At 70.1% G+C, this 22,212-nt stretch carries 19 protein-coding genes; 2 read left to right on the forward strand and 17 right to left on the reverse strand.

Going from position 1 to position 22,212, the window contains the following annotated elements; translation table 11 throughout:
- Positions 1 to 466: 466 nt before the first annotated feature.
- The 16 genes from tyrS to VIR15_RS05195 all read right to left on the reverse strand — a co-directional run bounded on the left by tyrS (position 467) and on the right by VIR15_RS05195 (position 18,087).
- Entirely contained in the window at positions 467 to 1,726 is a 1,260-nt protein-coding gene (gene tyrS, locus VIR15_RS05120) for a tyrosine--tRNA ligase (RefSeq protein ID WP_331926422.1), read from the reverse strand.
- Between the two features lie 190 nt (positions 1,727 to 1,916).
- Complete coding sequence (locus VIR15_RS05125; RefSeq protein WP_331926423.1) at positions 1,917 to 2,591, reverse strand: DNA-3-methyladenine glycosylase; 675 nt, start codon at positions 2,589 to 2,591, stop codon at positions 1,917 to 1,919.
- A 31-nt stretch (positions 2,592 to 2,622) separates the two neighbouring features.
- The gene (gene argH / locus VIR15_RS05130) at positions 2,623 to 4,059 is read right to left on the reverse strand and encodes an argininosuccinate lyase (protein ID WP_331926397.1); all 1,437 of its coding nucleotides are present in this window, start codon (positions 4,057 to 4,059) and stop codon (positions 2,623 to 2,625) included.
- A 30-nt stretch (positions 4,060 to 4,089) separates the two neighbouring features.
- The gene (gene argR, locus VIR15_RS05135) at positions 4,090 to 4,575 is read right to left on the reverse strand and encodes an arginine repressor (protein WP_331926398.1); all 486 of its coding nucleotides are present in this window, start codon (positions 4,573 to 4,575) and stop codon (positions 4,090 to 4,092) included.
- Positions 4,572 to 5,753, reverse strand: a complete 1,182-nt coding sequence (locus VIR15_RS05140) for an acetylornithine transaminase (RefSeq protein ID WP_331926399.1) — start codon at positions 5,751 to 5,753, stop codon at positions 4,572 to 4,574. The genes argR and VIR15_RS05140 overlap by 4 nt, the downstream gene beginning before the upstream one ends.
- Positions 5,750 to 6,718, reverse strand: a complete 969-nt coding sequence (gene argB, locus VIR15_RS05145; protein WP_331926400.1) for an acetylglutamate kinase — start codon at positions 6,716 to 6,718, stop codon at positions 5,750 to 5,752. The genes VIR15_RS05140 and argB overlap by 4 nt, the downstream gene beginning before the upstream one ends.
- On the reverse strand, positions 6,715 to 7,863 hold the full coding sequence (argJ, locus tag VIR15_RS05150) for a bifunctional glutamate N-acetyltransferase/amino-acid acetyltransferase ArgJ (RefSeq protein ID WP_331926424.1): 1,149 nt from the start codon (positions 7,861 to 7,863) through the stop codon (positions 6,715 to 6,717). The genes argB and argJ overlap by 4 nt, the downstream gene beginning before the upstream one ends.
- A gap of 8 nt (positions 7,864 to 7,871) precedes the next feature.
- Entirely contained in the window at positions 7,872 to 8,924 is a 1,053-nt protein-coding gene (gene argC / locus VIR15_RS05155) for an N-acetyl-gamma-glutamyl-phosphate reductase (protein ID WP_331926401.1), read from the reverse strand.
- A gap of 193 nt (positions 8,925 to 9,117) precedes the next feature.
- Positions 9,118 to 11,679 carry a phenylalanine--tRNA ligase subunit beta gene (gene pheT, locus VIR15_RS05160; RefSeq protein WP_331926402.1) on the reverse strand — a complete coding sequence of 854 codons (2,562 nt, stop codon included), beginning with the start codon at positions 11,677 to 11,679 and terminating at the stop codon, positions 9,118 to 9,120.
- Position 11,680: 1 nt separating this feature from the next.
- Positions 11,681 to 12,781: a phenylalanine--tRNA ligase subunit alpha gene (gene pheS, locus VIR15_RS05165; RefSeq protein ID WP_331926403.1), complete on the reverse strand. Its 1,101-nt coding sequence runs from the start codon at positions 12,779 to 12,781 to the stop codon at positions 11,681 to 11,683.
- A 180-nt stretch (positions 12,782 to 12,961) separates the two neighbouring features.
- A complete protein-coding gene (locus tag VIR15_RS05170) occupies positions 12,962 to 14,086 on the reverse strand; it encodes a sensor histidine kinase (protein WP_331926404.1) in 1,125 nt (374 codons plus the stop codon).
- 87 nt (positions 14,087 to 14,173) lie between these two features.
- Positions 14,174 to 15,013 carry a TrmH family RNA methyltransferase gene (locus VIR15_RS05175; protein ID WP_331926405.1) on the reverse strand — a complete coding sequence of 280 codons (840 nt, stop codon included), beginning with the start codon at positions 15,011 to 15,013 and terminating at the stop codon, positions 14,174 to 14,176.
- A gap of 37 nt (positions 15,014 to 15,050) precedes the next feature.
- Entirely contained in the window at positions 15,051 to 15,446 is a 396-nt protein-coding gene (gene rplT, locus VIR15_RS05180) for a 50S ribosomal protein L20 (protein ID WP_331926406.1), read from the reverse strand.
- A 98-nt stretch (positions 15,447 to 15,544) separates the two neighbouring features.
- Positions 15,545 to 15,739, reverse strand: coding sequence for a 50S ribosomal protein L35 (gene rpmI / locus VIR15_RS05185; protein ID WP_034719222.1), 195 nt, complete (start codon positions 15,737 to 15,739; stop codon positions 15,545 to 15,547).
- Positions 15,740 to 15,847: 108 nt separating this feature from the next.
- Entirely contained in the window at positions 15,848 to 16,432 is a 585-nt protein-coding gene (gene infC / locus VIR15_RS05190; RefSeq protein WP_524538090.1) for a translation initiation factor IF-3, read from the reverse strand.
- Positions 16,433 to 16,785: 353 nt separating this feature from the next.
- Positions 16,786 to 18,087, reverse strand: a complete 1,302-nt coding sequence (locus VIR15_RS05195; protein WP_331926407.1) for an MFS transporter — start codon at positions 18,085 to 18,087, stop codon at positions 16,786 to 16,788.
- Positions 18,088 to 18,263: 176 nt separating this feature from the next.
- On the opposite strand from VIR15_RS05195, the gene VIR15_RS05200 reads away from it, so the two are divergent.
- A complete protein-coding gene (locus VIR15_RS05200; RefSeq protein WP_331926408.1) occupies positions 18,264 to 20,330 on the forward strand; it encodes an elongation factor G-like protein EF-G2 in 2,067 nt (688 codons plus the stop codon).
- Positions 20,331 to 20,423: 93 nt separating this feature from the next.
- Here the strand turns inward: VIR15_RS05200 and VIR15_RS05205 are convergent, their stop codons facing one another.
- Positions 20,424 to 21,248, reverse strand: a complete 825-nt coding sequence (locus tag VIR15_RS05205; protein ID WP_331926409.1) for a CPBP family glutamic-type intramembrane protease — start codon at positions 21,246 to 21,248, stop codon at positions 20,424 to 20,426.
- A gap of 259 nt (positions 21,249 to 21,507) precedes the next feature.
- Here VIR15_RS05205 and VIR15_RS05210 point away from each other — a divergent pair, with 259 nt between their 5' ends.
- Positions 21,508 to 22,209, forward strand: coding sequence for a PadR family transcriptional regulator (locus tag VIR15_RS05210; RefSeq protein ID WP_331926410.1), 702 nt, complete (start codon positions 21,508 to 21,510; stop codon positions 22,207 to 22,209).
- Positions 22,210 to 22,212: the final 3 nt, after the last annotated feature.

Raw genomic sequence — 22,212 nt, forward strand, 5'->3', positions numbered from 1 at the left:
ACCAAAGGATAAAAAATCGCGCAGAGACACAACCAACCACCACAAAGGCAGCCAGCCACACCCCCACAACGAGGTAATTGGCATCGATTTTTGACACGCTGTTGAGTTCTCAAGAACCGGACACACACCATCAACCAGCCACAAGACCAGCCTCCGGGGCAACCCTTCTACTTTACCTGCCGCGCTGAGCGGGGTCAAACTCGTGACCCGCCCCAAGGGCGGCCGAGCCAACCCGCCTGAAGTCGGCGGAACCCGCGAGCGCGTGCACCAGATCCTGGTGTCGCCTGCTCGAAGGGTGTCTGCCCCGGGACCGGCCTACTTCGCTGGGCGATAATCGCCGCCGCTGTGGCGTCCGTTCCTCCCTGTCGGGCTGACGAAGAGAACATTAGCCCGCACCCGCCGCCAATGCCAAATCGCCCATGCCGACACCCCAAAAGGGGGTGATTCGGACCCCGACAGGCTGGGTTCAGGCCCTCCGCGCTGCAGCGAGGCTCTTGCGCCCGCGCTTCAGCACGGCGACCCGGCCGTGCAGGAAGTCGTCCTGGACGAGGACGAGCTCCGGATCGGTCACCTTCACGTTGTTGAGCGACGCGCCGCCCTCGCCGATGGCTCGTCTGGCCGCCTTGCGCGACTCGACGAGGCCCGCGGCGACCATGGCATCGACGAACGAGGTCCCCACCCCGACGTCGGCACCGGGCAGCTCGTTCGTCGCGTCGACGAGGGTGCCGACGTCGAGCACATCCAGCTCCCCCTTGCCGAAGAGCGCCTCGCTCGCCGCCTGGACCGCTTCGGTCGCCTCCTCGCCGTGCACGAGGGTGGTGACGTCGGCGGCCAGGGTCCGCTGCGCCGCCCGACGGAACGGCTCCTCCTTGACCTGCCGTTCGAGCTCGGCGATCTCGGCGCGGCTTCGGTCGGTCAGCGCCTTGAGCATCGCCACGACCGACGCATCCTCCACGTTGAGGAAGTACTGGTAGAAGGCGTAGGGGCTGGTCATGTCCGCGGACAGCCACACGGCGTTGCCCTCCGACTTGCCGAACTTGCGGCCGGACGAGTCGACGAGCAAGGGCGTGGAGAGAGCGTGGACGGAGGCCCCTTCGACCCGGTGCACGAGGTCCACGCCCGCCGTGATGTTGCCCCATTGGTCGCTTCCCCCGATCTGCAGGGTGCAGCCGTGCGCCCGGAAGAGGTGCAGGTAGTCGAGCGCCTGGAGCAGCTGGTAGCTGAACTCGGTGTACGAGATGCCTTGCTCGCTCTCGAGACGCCGCGCGATGGCCTCCTTGCGGATCATCTGGTTGACGCGGAAGTGCTGACCGACCTCGCGGAGGAAGTCGAGCGCGCTCATCGGGGCGGTCCAGTCGAGGTTGTTGACGAGGATGGCCGCGTTGTCCCCCTCGAAGTCCAGCAGGGGCCCGACCAGCCGCTGGATTCGCGCCACGGACTCGGCGATGGTCTCCTTGTCCTGGAGGACCCGCTCGGAGTCCGGCTTGGGGTCACCGATGAGGCCGGTCGAGCCTCCGACCAGGCAGATGACCCGGTGCCCGGCCGCCTGCATCCGCCGGAGCACGGACACCTGGACGAAGTTGCCGAAGTGGAGCGACGGCGCGCTCGGGTCGAAGCCGCAATACAGCGTGACGGGTCCCTTCGCGAGGGCGTCGCGCAGCGCCGCCTCGTCGGTGGTCTGTGCCACCAGGCCGCGCCACTGCAGCTCGTCGAAGATGTCCGTCACGGGGATCGCGTTCCTCTCGGTTTCGTTGGTCACCGGCAGGACGGTGTGCCCACCGCGTCACAGACTGCCTTACGAGGTGCTGGGCGGGCCAATGAGAGGGCGGCCCGTCCCAGATCACGACCACCATGCCGTATGCCGCTGGGCTCGCCAGCTGCCCACGGGTAGGTGCGTCGGGGCTGGGGCACCATGCTCAGGCCTGGACCGACCGACGCCTCTTGCGTACGACACCGGGTCGATATGCGGAGACCGTTGCCTCGCCGTCGAGCCAGAACCGCCACGGGAAGACCTGAGCGTCCCCGCCGGGCCCGCTCACTCCCACCCGCGGGCCGGTCCGGATGCTCTCCCGGTCGACGCCCCCATCCGGGGCGCTCACGAGAAGGTCGACCGGTTCGCCGATGGGTGGGCGGCAGAAGTCGCGCCCGGTCTCGTCGCGACCCAGGGCGAGCACCTGGCCCATCCGACCGGGACCCCTGGCCCACTCGCGCTGCGGTATGCCGGGGCGCCTGTCGCGGGCAAGCTCGTGGCCGGCGACGACCTCCCCGCCCCTGAGCAGCACAGCGGAGGCGCTGCCCTCGTGGCCGACGACGAGGTTTGCACACCAGTGGTTGCCGTAGGTGAAGTAGACGTAGAGGAACCCGGCGGGTCCGAACATCACCTGGGTCCGCGGCGTGGGTCCCCGGTACGCGTGCGAACCGGGATCGATCTGGCCGGCGTACGCCTCGACCTCGGTCAGTCGGACGGTGACCCCGGCGTGGGTGACGCGACACCCGAGAAGGTCAGGCGCGACCTCGAGGACCGGTCGCGCGAAGAAGGAGCGCGGCAGCCGGTCCGCGGGGCCACGACGCACAGGGTCCGCCGGATCCATGGAATCAGCGGGCTCGCGGGGGGTCACGCGGTCAGACGCTACCTGCTGCCCACGACCGTGCCGCAGCCACGGCCACCTTGGCCGACTCCAGCTGCTCGCCCACCCGGACCGGGGCCGTGCCCCCGACGGCGTCACGTGAGGCGATCGAACCCTCCACGGAGAGGACCGACCGCACGCCGGGCGTCAGGTGCTCGCTGATGCGGCCGAAGTCGTCGTCCGTCAGGTCCCACAGCTCGATGCCGCGCGACTCGCACTCGCGGACGCAGGCGCCGGCCACCTCGTGGGCGACCCGGAACGGCACACCCTGGCGCACGAGCCACTCGGCGATGTCAGTGGCCAGGGCGAAGCCCTGTGGCGCCAGCGATTCCAGCCGCTCGGTGTGGAAGGTCAGCGTGGCGACCATCCCGGAGAACGCCGGCAGCAGCACCTCGAGCGTGTCGACGGCATCGAAGACCGGCTCCTTGTCCTCCTGGAGATCCCGGTTGTAGGCCAGCGGCAGCGCCTTGAGCGTCGTCAGGAGACCGGCGAGGTCGCCGACGATCCGGCCGGCCTTCCCACGGGCGAGCTCCGCGACGTCCGGGTTCTTCTTCTGGGGCATGATGCTCGACCCGGTCGAGTAGGCGTCGTCGAGCGTGACGAAGGAGAACTCCCTGGTCGCCCACAGGACGACCTCCTCGGCGATTCGCGAGATGTCAATCGCCGTCATCGCACAGACAAAGGCGAACTCCGCAACGAAGTCGCGGGACGCGGTCCCGTCGATCGAGTTCTCCACGGCGCGGGCGAAGCCGAGGTCCCTGGCAACGACCTCCGGGTCGAGACCGAGCGATGAACCGGCGAGGGCACCAGAGCCGTAGGGCGACGCGTTGGTTCGGACGTCCCAGTCGCGGAGGCGGTCGACGTCACGGAGCAGGGCCCACACGTGCGCCAGCAGGTGGTGGGAGAGCAGCACGGGTTGTGCGTGTTGCAGGTGCGTCCGCCCCGGCATGGCGACCCCCAGGTGGGCATCGGCCTGCCCCATAAGGGCCTCGACGACATCGAGCACCAGTCCCCCGACGACCCGGGCGCGCTCGCGCAGGTACATCCGGAAGAGCGTGGCGATCTGGTCGTTGCGTGACCGGCCGGCCCGCAGGCGCCCACCCAGCTCCGGCCCGATCCGGTCGATGAGGCCGCGCTCCAGCGCTGTGTGGACGTCCTCGTCCTCCTCCGCAGGGGCGAAGGCGCCGGATCGCACGTCCTCCTCGAGACGGTCCAACCCGGCCAGCAGGCCGGCGAGCTCTTCGTCGGAAAGGAGCCCAGCGGCATACAGCACTCGTGCGTGTGCACGTGAGCCGGTGATGTCCTGCGGTGCGAGCCGCCAGTCGAAGTGCGTGCTCTTGGAGAGGGCAGCGAGCGCCTCGTCGGGGCCGCTGGCGAACCGGCCACCCCACAGGCTGAGTCGGTCGGCTGGCTGGGGCGCATCGGTGGTCATCGGGAGGCCTCCTCGGGGTGTTGCGGGCGGTCAGTCACGGGATCCGACGAGGCCCTGGAGACGGGTGGCGATCGTCGCTGCGTCGGAGTCCGATGCGGCGACGAGCATGATGGTGTCGTCGCCGGCAAGCGTGCCGATGACGGAGGGATCGCGGGTCTGGTCGATGGCGGACGCCAGGTAGTTGGCCGCGCCGGGCGGCGTGCGGAGGATGACGAGGTTCCGAGCGGAGGTCGCGGAGACGAGCAGCTCCTCGCAGGTGCGCCGCAGCCGGGCATTGGTGCTCCCGACGATCGAGCCGGTCGCCGCGACGTCGCCACCGTCTCCCGGGACCGCGTAGGCGAGGGCGCCACCCCGACGCACCTTGACCGCGCCCACCTCGACGAGGTCACGCGACAGGGTTGCCTGGGTCACCTCGATGCCCTCGGCGACCAGGAGGTCGGACAGCTCGCCCTGGCTCCTCACCTCGTGCTCCTCGAGCAGCTCGAGGATGCGGGCCTGACGCTGGGTGCGACTCATCGGAGGCTCCGCGCGGCGTCGAGGATCCCGGGGAGTGCGTCGACGAAGCTCGTGAGCTCATCCTCCGAGATGATCAGTGGCGGCGCGAGCCGGAGCGCCGTCGGTGTCACGGCGTTGACGACGAAGCCCGCGTCCCTGGCGGCGACCATGGCCGCAGGAGCGGGTATGCCGCTGAGCTCGATGGCGCGCAGGAGGCCGCGTCCGCGGGTGGCTGAGACCCCGGCGAGGACGAGGTCGTCGAGCATCGACCCGACCCGCAGCGCGTTGCCGAGCAGGTCCTCGCGCTCGATGGTGTCGAGGACGGCGAGCCCCGCGGCACAGGCGAGCGGGTTGCCCCCGAAGGTGGTCCCATGCTGGCCGGCCGCGAGCAGACCCGTGGTCTGGGCGCCGAAGGTGACGAGGGCACCGATCGGGACGCCACCTGCGAGACCCTTCGCGAGTGTCATGGCGTCGGGCACGATGTCGGAGCCCTGGTGCGCGAACCAGCGGCCCGTCCGGCCGATGCCGGTCTGGATCTCGTCCAGGACGAGCAGGGCGCCGTGGCGGGACGTCAGCTGGCGGGCCAGCCGGAGGTAGTCGGCCGAGAGCTCCCGGACACCGGCCTCCCCCTGGATCGGCTCGATGAAAAGGGCCGCCGTCCGGTCGTCGATGGCGGCAGACAGTGCCGCCGCGTCGTTGGGCGGGACGAAGACGACGTCGGGGATGAGCGGTTCGAAGGGCTCCCGGTAGGCCGCCTTGTGGGTCAGGGCGAGCGCCCCGGTGGAGCGCCCGTGGAACGAGCCCTCGAGTGCGACGAGGCGCGTCCTGCCGGTGCGGCGCGAGAGCTTGATGGCGGCCTCGATGGCCTCGGTGCCGGAGTTGGCGAAGAACACGCCAGAGCCCGCGGGTGCCGCGGCGAGCGCCAGGAGCCGCTCGGCGAGCAGGATGGCCGGCTCGGAGGTGAAGAAGTTGCTGATGTGGATGGCCTGCTCGGCCTGCTTCGCGACCGCCTGCACCAGCGCGGGATGGCTGTGGCCGAGTGCGTTGACCGCGATCCCGGAGAGGAGGTCGAGGTAGCGCTTGCCGTCGACATCGGTGACCCAGCAGCCGTGCCCGGACGCCAGGACGAGCTGCGGCTGCCCGAAGACCTGGACCATGGCGCCCGCGTAGCGCTGGAGCAGGTCGGAGCCCACGTTCACGACGCGCCTCCCGTTGTGCCGCCGGTGGCGCTCGGTTCCGGATCGGGCAGGACCATGGTGCCGATCCCCTCGTCGGTGAAGATCTCGAGGAGGATCGAGTGCGGCTGCCGCCCGTCGACGACGTGCGTCTGGGGCACGCCGCCCTCGACCGCGCGGATGCACGCCTCGAGCTTGGGCACCATCCCCTCGTCGACGCGCTGGAGCAGGTCTCTGGCGGCGGCGACCTCAATGGTCGACAGGAGCGAGGAACGGTCGGGCCAGTCGGCGTAGATCCCCTCCACGTCGGTCAGGACGACGAGCTTCTTGGCGTCGAGGGCGACGGCCAGCGCGGCCGCGGCCGTGTCGGCATTGACGTTGAGGACCTGGCCGTTCCCGTCGAGATCCGGCGCCACCGTGGAGACCACGGGGACCCGGCCAGCGGCCAGGATGTCCAGCACCGCGGACGGGTTGACGCTCTCGACGTCACCCACGAGCCCAATGTCCACCAGCTCGCCGTCGATCTCGGTCCCGCGGCGGCGGGCACCGAACAGGCCCGCGTCCTCGCCGGACAGGCCCACGGCGATGGGACCGTGCTGGTTGAGCAGCCCCACGAGCTCGCGACCAACCTGACCGGTCAAGACCATCCGAACGACGTCCATGACCTCCGGCGTCGTGACGCGCAGTCCCCCCTTGAACTCGCTCTCGAGGCCGAGACGGGCGAGCATCGCCTTGATCTGGGGGCCGCCACCGTGGACGACCACGGGCCGTAGCCCGGCGTAACGAAGGAACGCGATGTCCCGGGCGAACGCCTTCTTGAGCTGTTCGTCAACCATCGCGTTGCCGCCGTACTTGACGACGACGAGGGCGCCCCGGAATCGCTCGAGCCAGGGCAGCGCCTCGACCAGGGTGTCGGCCTTGCCTGCGGCCACGCGGATGGCGGCCGCGTCGATGAGTCCCCGGAGGGCCTGGTGCGGGTGCGCGGTCATGTGCTGTAGGCCGAGTTCTCGTGGACGTAGTCGTGGGTCAGGTCGTTGGTCCACACGGTGGCGTTCTCGGTGCCGGCGTGGAGGTCGACGAGCACGTGGACCTCGCGCTGGCCGAGGTCGACGAGTGACCGATCCTCCCCGACCCCTCCGGACCGGCACACCTGAACGCCGTTCATGTGGACGTCGAGCCGACGTGGGTCGAAGGCGGCCTTGGTCGTGCCGACCGCGGCGAGCACCCGGCCCCAGTTGGGGTCGTTGCCGAAGATGGCGCACTTGAAGAGGTTGTTGCGGGCGACGGAGCGGGCCACCTCCAGGGCATCGTCGACCGACGCTGCTCCGCGCACCTCGATGGCGATGTCGTGAGCCGCTCCCTCGGCATCGCCGATGAGCTGCCGGGCCAGGCTCGAACACACCGCGGTCAGCGCGCTCGTCAGCTCGGCGCGGTCGACCGGGATGCCGGAGGCCCCGGAGGCGAGCGCGACCACGGTGTCGTTCGTGGACATGCAGCCATCCGAGTCGATGCGGTCGAAGGTCGCTGCGGTGGCCGAGCGGAGGGCGGCGTCAAGGTCCGACGCCGAGACCACCGCGTCGGTGGTGAGGACGACGAGCATTGTGGCCAGGGCGGGCGCGAGCATCCCGGCCCCCTTGGCCATGCCGGCGACGGACCAGCCGTCCGCGGAGGACCCGGCGACCTTGTGGATCGTGTCCGTCGTCTTGATGGCGACCGCTGCGTCCGCGAGGCCGTCGGGGGTCAGCGAGCCGGCCGCGGTGTCCACGCCGGCGAGCAACGTGTCCATGGGCAGGAGCTCGCCGATCAGGCCGGTGGAGCAGACCACGACGTCCCCCGGCGAGATGCCGAGGACCTCGGCGACGTGCTCGGCCGTGCGGTGGGTGTCGGCGAACCCCTGGGGACCGGTGCACGCGTTGGCGCCGCCGGAGTTGAGCACGACGGCGTCGATCCTGCCGTCCGTGACGACTTGCCGTGACCAGGTCACCGGCGCGGCCTCGACCCGGTTGGACGTGAAGACGGCGGCCCCGGCGTGGTCCGGACCGTCGTTGACGATGAGGGCCAGGTCTGGGCTACCGCTCGCCTTGAGCCCCGCGGTGACGCCCGCGGCCCTGAAGCCCCGCGGCAGGTGGACCATCTCGCTGCTCACGGGGCCACCCCGGCGACCGGCAGGCCGGTGGTCTCCTCGAGGCCGAGCGCGAGGTTCGCACACTGCACGGCCGCGCCGGCGGTTCCCTTGGTCAGGTTGTCGACCGCGGAGACGACCACGACCCGCCCGGCCCGCTCGTCGACGGTCACCTGGACCTGGACGATGTTACTGGCCAGCACGTCAGCAGTCCGAGGCCATTGGCCTTCCGGCAGCACGTGGACGAACGGCTCGTCCTCGTAGGCCTGCTCCCACACCGCCCGGACCGGGCCAGCCGCAGCACCCGCTGTCAGCCGGGCGGTGCAGGTGGCGAGGATCCCGCGCGCCATGGGCGCGAGGGTCGGGGTGAAGGAGACCGTCACCGGGGCATCGGCGGCCCGGCTGAGGTTCTGCTCGATCTCCGGAGTGTGGCGATGCACGCCCCCGACTCCGTAGGGCGACATCGAGCCCATCACCTCGCTGCCGAGCAGGTGCGGTTTGAGGCCCTTCCCTGCGCCTGAGGTCCCCGAGGCTGCGACGACCACGATGTCCTCGGGGGCGAGCACCCCAGCCGCGAGACCGGGTGCGAGAGCGAGCGAGACCGCGGTCGGGTAGCACCCCGGGACAGCGATGCGTCGCGTCCCGGCGAGCAGGCCCCGCTGCTTGGCTGGTGGACGGCCCTGGCCGACCGTCAGCTCCGGCATGCCGTAGGGCCAAGAACCTGCGTAAGGCGTGTCGTAGAACGTCGTCCAGGCATCGCCGGACTCGAGCCGGAAGTCGGCCCCGCAGTCGATGACGACGACGTCGTCTGGCAGCTGCGCGGCAAGTGCGGCCGAGTGTCCGTGGGGCAGGGCGAGGAAGACCACGTCGTGTCCGGACAGGGTCTCGGCCGAGGTGTCGTCGAGGCGTCGTCCGGCAAGTGGCGTCAGCTGGGGATGGATCGTCCCGAGGAGCTCACCGGCGCTGCCGCCCGCAGTCACCGCCCCGATCTCGAGGTGCGGGTGGGCGAGCAGGAGCCGGAGGATCTCGCCGCCGGCATACCCGCTCGCCCCCGCTACTGCTGCCCTGGTCACGATGCATGACTATACACGTCCATGCATACACCTGCAGTCAGCCTCCCAATCCCTCACTGCGCAACACACCCGCCTATCGAGTGCCGACCACGGTTGCAGCAGGGGGGAGCACGCGGTAAGCGGGTGTGTTGCGGGGTCCGGCCCGAGCGCGAGGCGCGGGCTCGAGGCGCGGGCTCGAGGCGCGGGATGCGGCTCAGCGTTGGATCGCGCCCACCGCGTCTGCTGCGGCGGCGACGGCCGCGTCGCGGAACCGGTTGACCTCGTCGGTCGTCAGGGTCCGATCGGCGGCCCGGAACGTCAGGCGATAGGCCAGGGACTTGTGCCCCTCCTCGATCCGCTCGCCCTCGTACACATCGAAGAGGGAGACGAACTCGAGGGCTTCCCCCGCCCCGGAACGGAGTGCCGCCTCGACGTCAGCCGCGGCGACGTCGGTCCCAACGAGCAGGGCGATGTCGGTCATGGCAGGCGGGAACGTGGAGAAGGGCTCTGCCTGGACCGCGCGATCGCTGGCAGCCGTCAGGACGTCGACATCGATCTCGGCCGCCACCGTTCTCGGAGGTAGGTCCAGTGCCGTGAGGACCTTCGGATGCAGCTCGCCGGCGTGCCCCACGAGAGTGCCGTCGGTGAGTGTGATCCGGGCGCACCGGCCGGGATGCCACGGGGCGTGGTCGGCGTCCGCAGACACGAGGACGGGGACGACGAGGGCGGCCGCGACCGCCTGGGCGGCCGAGACCATGTCGCTCCACTCGGCCGGCCGACCCGAGCCCCACCAGCCGGCGTGCTCGATGAGACCGGTTGCCACGATGCCGACGCGCCGCGGCTGCGGAGGGACGGCGGCATACAGCTGCTCGAGCTCGCCCTCCGACGGACGCGCCGACACCCCGGGAATGGGGGCACGGCGGAGCGGGCCGCCGGGACGGAAGACGAGGCCCATCTCGAAGAGGGCGACGTCCTTGTGCCCGCGCGAGACGTTGCGCCGCAGGACGTCGACGAGACTGCCAAGGACAGAGGTGCGCATGAGGGGGCGCTCCTCGGACAGCGGGTTGGCGAGGCGAACCGCACGACGCCGGTCGTCATCGTCGGGCAGCATGAGCTGGTCGGCCAGCTGCTCCGAGACGAACGGGTAGCTGAGCACCTCGGTGAAGCCGGCGCCGGCGAGCGCCTGGGCGACAACCCGCCGGATGCCCTGGCCGTGGGTCAGGCCCCGCCCCTCGCTCGGTGTCGGCGTCACCGAGGGGATGTTGTTGTAGCCGTCGATCCGGGCGATTTCCTCCGCATAGTCCGGTGCATCAACGAGGTCTGGCCGCCACGATGGCGGAGTGACGTCGACGTATCGGGAGTCCTCGAGATCGGCGACGTCGGCCCCGAGGTCACGCAGGATCTGGACGACGCGTTCGCGCGGGTAGTCGACCCCGATGATCCGCGACGGCGCGGCCACGTCGAGTCGATAGGCTTCCCGACTCGTGGTGCGGTCGACATCGGTCACCCCCCGGTCGACGTGTCCGCCACCGTGCTCGACGAGCAGGCGGACCGCCAGCTCCGCAGCCGCAGCAGGGACGCGGGGGTCGACCCCGCGCTCGAAGCGCTTGGAGGCCTCGCTGACGAGCTTGTGCCGACGGGACGTCCGCGCCACGGAGGTGGGGTCGAAGTGGGCTGCCTCGATGAGGACGTTCGTCGTCGTGGCGCTCACCTCGGAGGACGCTCCACCCATGACTCCGGCCATGCCAAGGATGGTCTCGCCGCTCCCGTCGCCCTCGTCCGTGATGAGCAGGTCCTCGGGATCGAGCGTGCGCTTGACGCCGTCGAGCGTCGTCAGCGCCTCGCCAGGGCGGGCCCGGCGGACGACGATCGGTCCACCCAGCGTGTCGAGGTCGTAGGCGTGCAGCGGCTGCCCGAGCGCCATCATGACGTAGTTCGTCACATCGACCGCGAGCGAGATCGGTCGCATGCCCATCTGCGCGATCCGCTTCTGCATCCACGTGGGTGACGGCGCCGAGGCGTCGACGCCCCGGACGACTCGCGCCACGAACCGGTCGCAACCCTCAGCGCCGTCGATCGGCGCCTCGTCCTTGAGCACGACGGGGTACCCGGTGTCGTTCGGTGCGGGCGTCTCGATGAGTGCCGGGTCGCGGAACCCACCTGCCGGGCTGCCCTGGCTGTGCCAGTACTCCCGCGCCAGGCCTCGGACCGAGAAGCAGTAGCCGCGGTCGGGCGTCACGTTGGCCTCGATCGTCTCCTCACCGAGTCCGAGAAGAGCGATGGCATCGTCGCCCGGCCGGACTGCCGACACGTGCTCCTCGCCCAGGAGGCGGGAAAGGACGATGATGCCCGCGTGGTCGTGCCCGAGCCCGATCTCGTCCTCGGCGCAGATCATGCCGTTGGACATGCGGCCGTAGGTCTTGCGGGCGGTGATGTGGAAGCCGCCGGGAAGGATCGCGCCGGGCAGGACGACGACGACAAGGTCGCCCACCTCGAAGTTGGTCGCCCCGCAGACGATCTCCTGGTGCTTGCCCTCGGTCACCATCTGGCCGTGCTGGCCGACGTCGACGACGCAGAAGCGGATCGGCTTGCCGTTCTTCTGGATCGTCTCCTCAAAGTCGAGGACCCGGCCGACGACGAGAGGGCCGGTGATGTCGCCGCCGTGGAGGTCCTCCTCCTCCAACCCGACCGAGACGAGCGAGGCGGCGACGTCGACGCCGGTCGCTCCGGGGGCGAGGTCGGTGTACTCAGCGAGCCAGCTCAGTGGGGCCCGCATCTCAGACCTCCATCCCGAACTGCCGCGAGAAGCGCACATCGCCCTCGACCATGTCGTGCATGCCCTGGACCCCGTGGCGAAGCATCAGCGCCCTTTCGATACCGAGCCCGAAGGCGAAACCCGAGTAGACGTCCGGATCGATCCCGCAAGCGCGCAACACCTTCCGGTTGACCATGCCGGACCCGCCGAGCTCGATCCACCCGGACCCTCCGCAGGTCCGGCACCCGTCAGGGCCGGGGTCGCCGTGGCAGGCGAAGCAGACGAAGTCGGTCTCCATGGACGGCTCGGTGAACGGGAAGTACGAGGCCCGCACCCGGGTCTGGGTGCCCTCACCGAACATGATCTGGACGAACGCATCGATCGCGCCGCGCAGGTGCGCCATCGTCAGTCCCTTGTCCACCGCGAGGCACTCGATCTGGTGGAAGACCGGCGTGTGCGTCGCGTCGAGGTCATCCGTGCGGTACACCTTCCCCGGCGCCACGATGTAGATCGGCGGCTCCTGCTCCAGCATGGTGCGGATCTGGACAGGGGAGGTGTGCGTGCGCAGGACGAGCCCGGAGTCGACCGGGTCGAGGAAGAAGGTGTCCTGCATCTGACGGGCGGGATGGTCCGGTCCGAGGTTGAGGGCGTCGAAGTTGAGCCATTCCGCCTCGAGCTCCGGGCCCTCGGCGATCTCCCACCCCATCCCGACGAACGCGTCGACGAGCCGCTGGGACACCAGCTCGATGGGGTGCCTGGCGCCGAAGGGCCTCCGGACGACGGGCACCGTCACGTCGACCCGCTCCTCCACGAGGATCCGCTCGTCGCGCTCGGCCTCGAGCTCGGCCTGGCGGGCGGTGAGCGCCGCGGCGACCCGGCCCCGTGCCTGGCCGACGCGCTTGCCGGCCTCCGCCTTGGCGCTCGGCGGCAGGGCTCCGATCTCACGGTTGGCCAGCGCCAGGGGACTCCTCTCACCCTGGTGCGCGATCCGGACGGCTTTGAGGTCGTCGAGCGAGGGCGCGGCGGCGATGGCGGCAAGAGCCTCCTCGACAGCGGTCTCGACATGCCTTGGGTCGAGGGTGGAGACCTCGACGGGGTCGTAGTTGGTGTTCGGTCCAGACATCTCTTCGGCGTTCGCTGCTCTCGCTCGGGGTGCTCTGGTCAGGTCTGAGTTGACGCGTCACGCTCCGGAAGGGCGTACGCGGCGTGCTCCAGTCTAGGGGCGCGGTGCAGCGCACCGACGACGCGTCCGATCGGGCCGTCGACCGGTGCGGCGTGAAGCGGCGAGGTCCGGGCGGCGAGGTCAGGGCAGCGCGACAGCGTCTGGCACGCCCGCGGGCAGCCGGACCGCAAACCGCGCACCACCGAGGGGACTGGACTCGGCCGTTACCGTGCCACCGTGGGCCTCGACGAGGCCGCGCACGACGTAGAGCCCCAGCCCCGTGGTGGACCCGTCCGAGCCGCGCCAGAACCGGCCGAACACTTTCTCGCGGTCATCCTCCGGGATGCCGGAACCCTGGTCATCGACGAGGACGAGGACCGCATCCCCGCCAGCGCCCTCGCGGTCCAGCGTGACGGTCACCGGCGCCTCGCCGTGCCGCAGCGCGTTCTCGATGAGGTTGAAGAACACCTGCTGGAGCCGGTCCGAGTCCGCCCACAGCTCCGGAACGCCCTCCTCCTCCGCTGACGGCCCGAGCCGCAGCAGCACCTGCCCTCCGGTGCGGCTCATCTCGTGCCTGGCGACGTGCGCGGCGAGCAGGTCGTGCAGGTCCACCGGTGCCAGCCGCAGGCTGAGGTTGTCGGAGTCGAGACGGGAGATGTCGAGCAGCTCGGTGATGAGCCGAGTCAGCCGGCTGGCGTCCGCTTCGATCGTCTCGATCATGAGTCGCTTCTGCTCATCGGTGAAGCGGTCCCAGCGCCGGAGGAGGCTGCTCGTGAAGCCGGTCACCGACGTGAGGGGAGCACGCAGCTCGTGGGCCACCGTCGACAGGACGGTGGCCTGCTCGCGCTCTGCGCGCAGGCGGGCCTCTGCATCGCGCAGGCCGACGAGGATCCGCTCGAGGCTCGTTCCCCCCGCTGCGACGATGTGCCGTGCCGTGACGAGGACGTCCCGTCCGTGGGGCCCGACGAGCAGCCGCTCGCGGTGGCGGGTGCCCGTGGTCCGAGAGACCGACTGGTCGGAACGCTTCCACCAGTCGCGGCCGTACTTGTCCGCGAGGGGCAGGACCTCGCGCGCGGGCCGGCCGATCAGCTCCTCGGTGTTGCACTCGAGGATGCGGCACGCCTCCTGGTTGACGAAGCTGATGATGCCGTCCCCGGTGACGACGACGAGCCCATCCGGGAGCAGCTCGCCGAGCGCGTACAGGGTCGCGGCGGCGGTCGGTGGGACAGGCCGGGGCGACAGTTGGCCGTTGTCACCGGAGCCCATGGTGCGAAGGATAGCCACGCATGCCTGCCCGCGGGAGGGTTCGACCGGGAGGTTTGGACCCGACCGGCCCGCCCCTAAAGGTGCCGTTCAGGCCCGTTCAGGCCCCTTCAGGCCGCCACCGCCGCCGGGACCGCGCTTCCGCGCCCCCGCGGATGCGTAGAGACACAGGGTCGCCGCCATGGCGAGGTTGAGCGACTCGGCGTACCCGTGGATCGGTACGCGGACCACGTCGTCGCAGGAATCGCGCACCTGATCCTCGAGGCCCCACGCCTCGTTCCCCATGACCCAGGCGTGTGGTCCGTGCAGGTCGGCGTCCGGCAGGATGGTCTGCCCAGCTCCGTCGGCGGCGAGCAGGCGGACGCCCCGGACGCGCAGGGCTTCCAGGATCGTCTGGATGGGCACTTCCGTGACGACGGGCAGGTGCCAGAGCGAGCCGACGGTCGAGCGGACCACCTTGGGGCCGAGCACGTCGACGCTGGCGTCGCTGACGACGACGAGGTCCGCGCCGGCCGCGTCCGCACCCCGGATCACCGTGCCCGCGTTGCCCGGGTCACGGACGTGCGCGAGGACGCACACGAGCGCGTCGTGCGGTAGGGCACCCAGCGCATCGTCGAGCGAGAGGCGAGCCCAGCGGCATACGGCCATGAGTCCTTGGGGGTGCTCCGCATCACACATGGCAGTGAGCACCTCGGGTGTCACCTCGTGCACCCACAGCTTCGCGTCGTGGGCGGCCGCGATGACGTCTGCGTGCCGGTCCGCTCCCTCCGCCGTGACGTAGAGGTCCCGCACGTGCTCGGGGACGAAGCGCACCGCCTCACGCACCGCCTGCGGGCCCTCGGCGCGGAACTGGCCCGTCCGGGAACGCACGGAGCGCCGGGACAGCGCCCGGACTGCCTTCACGCGATCGGATCGCGGGTTGGTCAGCACAGGGGCGTCCCGGCGCTCGGCTGCTGGGTGGGGTCGCTCAGGCGGCGCCCGCTGCGCCCTGAGGGGCCTTCTCGGCCACGGGGACGTTGGCGCGCGACACCTCGACGAGGGCGGCGAACGCCGGCGCGTCGTTGACGGCGAGGTCGGCGAGGATCTTGCGGTCGACCTCGACACCGGCGGCCTTGAGCCCCTGCATGAACCGGTTGTAGGTCATGCCGTTGGCACGGGCCGCGGCGTTGATCCGCTGGATCCACAGGCGACGGAAGTCGCCCTTCTTCGCGCGACGGTCACGGTAGGCGTAACCGAGCGAGTGGGTGACCTGCTCCTTGGCCTTCCGGTAGAGGCGCGACCGCTGACCGCGGTAGCCGCTCGCGCGCTCCAGGACGACCCGACGCTTCTTGTGGGCGTTGACCGCCCGCTTCACGCGTGCCACGTGAATACTCCTTCGTTACTCGAACACACTTCGGTGCTGCTGGCCTGACCGGGAGGCCCCGGCCGCTCAGCTCGATGCTGGTGGGGTGGCGTCCCGGCTCACTTGCCGAGGAGCTTCTTGACCTTCTTGGCGTCGGCCGGGGCGACCTCGACGTCGTTCGCGATCCGGCGGGTGTACCGCGAGGACTTGCGCTCGAGCAGGTGGCGGCCACCGGCCTGCTCACGCATGACCTTGCCCTTCCCCGTGAGGCGGAAGCGCTTCTTCGCACCGCTGTGCGTCTTCATCTTCGGCATGATTGCCGATCTCCTTCGTGTCGTGCCATACGTACGGGTGCGTACGCGGACTCTCGGAGTGGCGCCGCGCGGGCGGGCCACCGGGGTGGAACGTCTGGGGTGGGCGGGTCACTCAGCGGCGGAGGCTGCCGGGTCCTCTGACCCGACCGGAGCCTCGGCCCCGTTGGCTGCGTGCGCCGCCTCCGCAACGCTGCGGTCACGGGCCCGGCGCTGCTCGGCCTTGGCCTCTGCCTTCTTCTTCGTCGGGCCGATCACCATGATCATGTTGCGACCGTCCTGCTTCGGCGCCGACTCGACGTAGCCGAGGTCGGCGATGTCCTGCGCGAGGCGCTCGAGCAGCCGGCGACCGAGCTCCGGTCTCGACTGCTCGCGGCCACGGAACATGATCGTCACCTTGACCTTGTCACCGGCCTTGAGGAACCGCTCGACGTGGCCGCGCTTGGTGCCGTAGTCGTGAGGGTCGATCTTCGGGCGGAGCTTGATCTCCTTGATGACGGTGTTGACCTGGTTCTTGCGTGCTTCCCGTGCCTTCATGGCGGCTTCGTACTTGAACTTGCCGAAGTCCATGAGCTTGGCGACCGGTGGCTTGGCCATGGGGGCCACCTCGACGAGGTCGAGGTTCGCCTCCTCGGCCAGACGAAGCGCGTCCTCGACGCGCACGATGCCGACCTGCTCACCATTGGGGCCAACCAAGCGCACTTCCGGGACCCGGATGCGCTCGTTGATGCGAGGCTCGCTGATGTGGTGCTCCTAAGTTCGATGACTGGTTGACGTTGTGAGCCGACCTGCCGCAAAGGAAAGGGCCCCCCGCGCGTGCACGAGGAGCCCAAGGATGTCGTATGCCGCTGAGTTTCCTCGTCGACATACGGCGCGGTGCCGCACCTCCCGGAGGAGGGCGCGTCCCGCGCGGACCTGGAACCCGGCAACCTACTGGTCGACGCGGGTGGAAGCGAGCTTCTCTTGCACGTCACCCGCCCGCTTGCACGGGAGGACGACTGGTCAGTGCTCAAGCGTAGCAGCCGGACCGGTCGTTCCCCGAATCCGTGTCAGGCGGTCGGAACGGCGGCCTCGTCAGGCGAGGGGGTTGGCTGGGTTGACAGCGTCGACTGGGTCGAGTCGGAGCCGACGTCGGCCGTGACGTCCCGCCGCATCGTGACGGCGAGCCCCGCCAGTGCGACGAGCAGGCCGATGGCCGACACGGAGAGGAAGCCCCAGCGCCAGCCGCCTTGGTCGATGGCGACGCCGGCAATCGGCGCCCCCAGTGCCGATCCCGCGGTCATGGCTGACCCGTGCCATCCCATCATCTCGCCGCGGAAGCGCTCCGGGACGAGCCGGCTGAGTTGCTCCACGGTGGCCGTGATGGTCGGGGCACAGAGGACGCCGCAAACGGTGATGAGGACGGCGAAACTCGGCACGCCGACCGCGAGCGCCACGGGAGCGGTCGTCACGGCGAGGCCCCCGAGGAGCCAGAAGACCGAGAACGATCGGTGCCAGGCACCGTATACGAGGCCTCCGACAAGGGAGCCGGCGCCCCAGAGCGCGAGGACCCAGCCGATCGACTCTGGCCGCTCGAACTCCCTCAGGGCGGCGACGACACCGACATCGGTGCCGGTGAGAACCAGCGTCGATGCGGCTGCGGCGAGATAGACCGCGGCGACGGGCACGGTGATGAAGCCGCGCAAGGCGCGCCGGGGCTGGGTGTCCGGTCGGGCCGAGTCGGCCTGGTCGTGCTCCATCTCGCCTGAAGGCTCTGCGGCCGGTTGGCGTGTCGAGGTCAGTGCCGGATTGACGAGCCAGATGACGAAGCCAGCTGCGGCAGAAGCCATTTCGCACACAAAGAGGGCCCAGCTCGTGTGCCACGAGATGGCCATCCACACCCCGAGAGCGGGGCCCGCCATGAAGGAGAGCTCGGTGGCAGCGGAGTCGAGCGATAGCGCTGTGCGGCGCTGCTCGACCGGGGTGGCCCGGAGGATGACCTGCCTCAGGATCGAGAACGTCGGCACGACGAACAACCCGGCCAGGGCAGCCAGCGCAACGAGGGGCGCGTAGTCGACCCACGGTGCGATGGACCAGCAGACGATCTGGACGACGATGGAGGGACCGACCGTGCGCCGTAGGCCGATGCGGTCGAGCAGCCGACCCCGCCATGGCCCGGAGACGGCCACGGCGACGGTCGCAGCGGCCGTGACGAGCCCCGCCTGGCCGTAGCTGCGCCCGAGGCTGGTCACGACGTGCAGGGTGAGAATGACGGTGCCGGCGAACATGGGGACGCGCACGAGGAACCCGAGCAGCAGGATGCGCCGGGTGTCCCGGATGGCAAGCACGTGCCTATAGGCGCCAACGTTCACCAGACCAGAAAAGCACTCGGCGCCCACAGTCGCACGTGAATTTCGACATCGAATCTCGGCGGCTGCGCGGCTGCGGATGGCTGTCCGAGCACTCGCGGGGTCACCTGACTCGCAGATCACAGCGGATCCTGCGCGCAGGCCTTGTGACCCGGGGGCAACAGGAGTTGGGTGGGGTCATGGCGAGACAAACCGGCAGATCAGACCTTCCTGCGGCCCCCAACCCCGCCTCGCCGCAGGACATCCGCAACGTCGTGCTCGTCGGACCCGGCGGGGCTGGCAAGACGGCACTCTTCGAGGCTCTCGTCGCGGCTCGCGTCCCGGGGCAGCGCCCATCGGCCGACGGGCACGTGCGTACGTCGACCCTCAACACCGCCTCGTTCGAGTCCAACGGAGTGGCGCTCAACCTCCTCGACACGCCCGGCTATCCCGACTTCGTCGGCGAGCTGCGCGCGGGACTGCGGGCGGCCGACGCGGCGATCTTCGTCGTTTCGGGTGCCGACGACATCGATCGGCCCGTCTCGCTCCTCTGGCGCGAATGTTCCGCGGTGGGCATGCCTCGCGCCGTCGTCGTGACGCACCTGGACCAGCCGCGTGCCGACTTCGCCGCCACCGTGGACACCTGCCGCCGTACCTTCGGCGATGCTCAGGCGACCCACTGGCCGGTAATGGACGGCGGACAGCAGACGGGCGTCGTCGGCCTCATCACCGGGTCCGATGACGATCTCGGCACGGACGAGTACCAGGATGCACGCCACGCCCTGATCGAGTCGGTCATCGAGGAGTCGGAGGACGTCACCCTCCTCGACCGCTACCTCGAGGGCGAGCAGATCGAGACGTCCGCCATCCTCACGGACCTCCGCACGGCGATCGTTCGAGGGACCTTCTTCCCGATCCTGCCGGTCTCCCCGCCAACGGGGGCTGGTGTCGAGGAGCTGCTCGCACTGATCGAGCGGGCTTTCCCCGACCCGACGGTGCATCCGCTGCCGGCGGTCACGACGCCCGCAGGGGCGGCGATCAGCGGGGTGACGTGTGACCCTGATGCGCCGCTCGTGGCCGAGGTCGTCCGGACGACGACCGACCCCTACGTCGGGCGCCTGTCACTGACGCGGGTGTTCTCGGGCACCTTGCGCGTCGACGACACGGTTCACGTCTCGGGGCACCTCGGTGACTTCGTCGGCCACGACGTGGCCGGCCATCCCTCCCATGACGACGACGAGCGCGTCGGGCCGCTCGCCTCGCCCTTCCTCGACAGCCACCGTCCTCGCGGGACCGCGATCGCCGGGGACATCGTGCTCGTGTCGAAGCTGACCCGCGCCGAGACGTCGGACACCCTCTCATCGACCGACCGGCCGGCCGTCGTCGCACCCTGGCTGCTTCCGGAGCCCCAGCTTCCCGTCGCCATCCGGGCAGCGAGCAAATCCGACGAGGACAAGCTCGCGGGAGCACTCCAGCGACTCGTCGCCGAGGATGTGACGATGCGCATGGAGCACGCCAGCGAGACCGACCAGGTCGTGCTCTGGACGATGGGCCAGGCCCATGTCGACGACCTGATCGCACAGCTGTCCGAGCGCTACGGCGTCACGGTCGATGCCGAGCCCTACCGGACCGCGCTCCGCGAGACGTTCATCCGCAAGGTCTCGGCCCAGGGGCGTCACGTCAAGCAGTCCGGCGGCCACGGCCAGTACGCCGTCTGCTCCATCGAGGTCGAGCCCCTCCCCCGCGGATCCGGCTTCGAGTTCGTCGACAAGGTGGTCGGGGGCTCCGTGCCCCGGCAGTTCATCCCGTCCGTGGAGAAGGGCGCCCGGGCCCAGCTGCAGAAGGGTCTGCTCACCGGCCACCCAGTGGTCGACGTGCGGGTCACCCTCGTCGACGGGAAGGCCCACTCGGTGGACTCCTCCGACGTCGCCTTCCAGACGGCCGCCGCCCTCGCGCTCAAGGAGGCCGCCAACGAGTCGACGGTCGCCCTGCTCGAGCCGATCGACAAGGTCGACATCACCATCGCGGACGAGTACCTCGGAGCCGTCATGGCCGACCTCCGGGGGCGCCGCGGCCAGGTGGTCGGCACCGAGCCCGCGGACGAGCAGGGCTGGACAGTGGTCCACGCCGAGGTTCCTGCGGCGGAGCTGTCCCGCTACCCCATCGACCTCAGGTCGGTGTCCCATGGCACCGGTTCGTTCGTGCGCGAGTCCGTGCGTCACGACCTCATCCCGCCCGACAAGGCCCGAGACCTGCTCAAGGTCTGACCACCTGAGTGATGCCGGGCGGCCGACTTCCGCTCCGGGAGGCGGCCGCCCGGCCCGCTCAGGATCGGCTCCTCGTGCTCGCTGCGTGGCCTCTCACCGGAGGACGAGGAGGAGCACGAGGATCGCGAAGACGACGGACTGGACGCTGTGCGCTGCGATCCCGAGAACCGCACTGCGGTATCTCCGGGACGGATAGACGACGATCAGCATGTCGAGCAGGACCTTCGGCATGGCCCACGGAACGTGCAGGTGGTACGCGGTGAAGAGCAGGCCGTTGACGACCCAGTCCCACCGGCCACAGGCCCGCTGCATCCTGGGCAGGAGCAGTCCACGGAAGAGCAGCTCCTCGCCGAGGACGGTGTTGAAGACCCACATCGTCACGAGCAGCGCGAACCAGGTCCAGTTGCCCGAGAAGAAGTCCTGTCCCGCATCCGAGCGGAGGAACAGCCCGAGGTCACGGTCGGCCGGCACCGGGATCGGGAGGTTGACGAGCATCTCCTTGGCCGCGATGCCGAGCACGAGGGGGATGATGAGCAGCCAGAGCCACCCTCCCCGTCGGCCGGTGCGCGGGCTGCGCGGCGCGCGCAGCCAGAGGGCCTCCTTGACGACACTCCACCGCAGGGTGCCCTGCTCGCGACGCACGAGGGCGGCGACGAGTAGGAACTGCCAGATGAGCCCGAGGGTGAGGCACAGAATGATGGCACGAGGCCCGGCGCTCGGTCCGTCGAAGGACGTCCACAGTCGCGGAGCGACGACCCAGGCGAGGAACGCCATCGGCAGGGCCGCGGCGGCCCAGGTCCCGAGGATCCGGGCGAACGAATACTGCGGTAGCTGACTCGGCTCGGCCTCGATCGGCCGACCGGCGGTGTGCGCCGTGTGCGCGCGGAGCGCGCTGGTGGGCTGGGTTGTGGGGATCATGGCGACTCCAAAGGGCGGTTCTTACGGCTCCATTCCGGACACCTTTGACGCTAGGAGCCCGCACCCCTGCGCCGCGTCGTCGGAAGGCCGCGTTCCCGCGCAGTACCAACCGACGAGGCCGGGTCCTTCCTTGGTAGGACGCAGCGCGCTGGGCCATCCATCACCGTCGAGAAACTGCTTGCCAAACATGCCTCCACTTCGAGTACTCTGAATCGAGTATTTGACCTGGAGGCCTATCAATGAACGCAGTGGTCGGGCAATGACCCGCAGACGAGTGAACAACCCCTTGGCCCTCGCTGTCCTCGCCTGCCTCGGCGAGCGGCCGATGCACCCCTACGAGATCTCCTCGACCCTGCGCCAGCGTGGCAAGGAGGAGAGCATCAAGCTCAACTTCGGCTCGCTGTACTCCGTCGTCGCAGCGCTCGAGAAGCACGGTCTCATCGTCGAGCAGGAGCGGATCCGGGAGGGCAACCGCCCGGAGCGGACGATCTACGCGATCACCCAGGAGGGCGAGGCGGAGTTCGAGGACTGGCTCGCCGACCTGCTCCGGAGTCCCGGCTCCGAACCGGATTCGTTCGAGTCGGCGCTGTCGCTCATGGCCGGGCTGCCGCCGGACGAGGCAGCTGCGCTGCTCGAGGAGCGCACCGCCCGGCTCGACCTGGAGCAGCGCCGCATCCAGTCGTCCCTCGACTGGTCGCGCGAGCACGGGCTCCCGGACGTCTTCCTCATCGAGGCCATCTACCGGGGGACCATGGTCCGCGCCGAGCGGGACTTCGCGGCCCGGCTTGCGTCGGACATCCGCAGCGAGACCCTCGGCGGCACGAGCAGCTGGCGACGCCTGCACGAGCTGCGCGCGGCGGGCATGCCCATGCAGGAGATCCTGAGCAACGCCGGCGACCTGCTCGGAGAGGAGGCACGCATCCTCGAGCCCGACAAAGGCCCCTACGACCCCGCTCCGTAAGAG

The organism is Intrasporangium sp., from assembly GCF_036566125.1.
In the GTDB taxonomy this organism is placed as follows: Bacteria; Actinomycetota; Actinomycetes; order Actinomycetales; family Dermatophilaceae; genus Intrasporangium.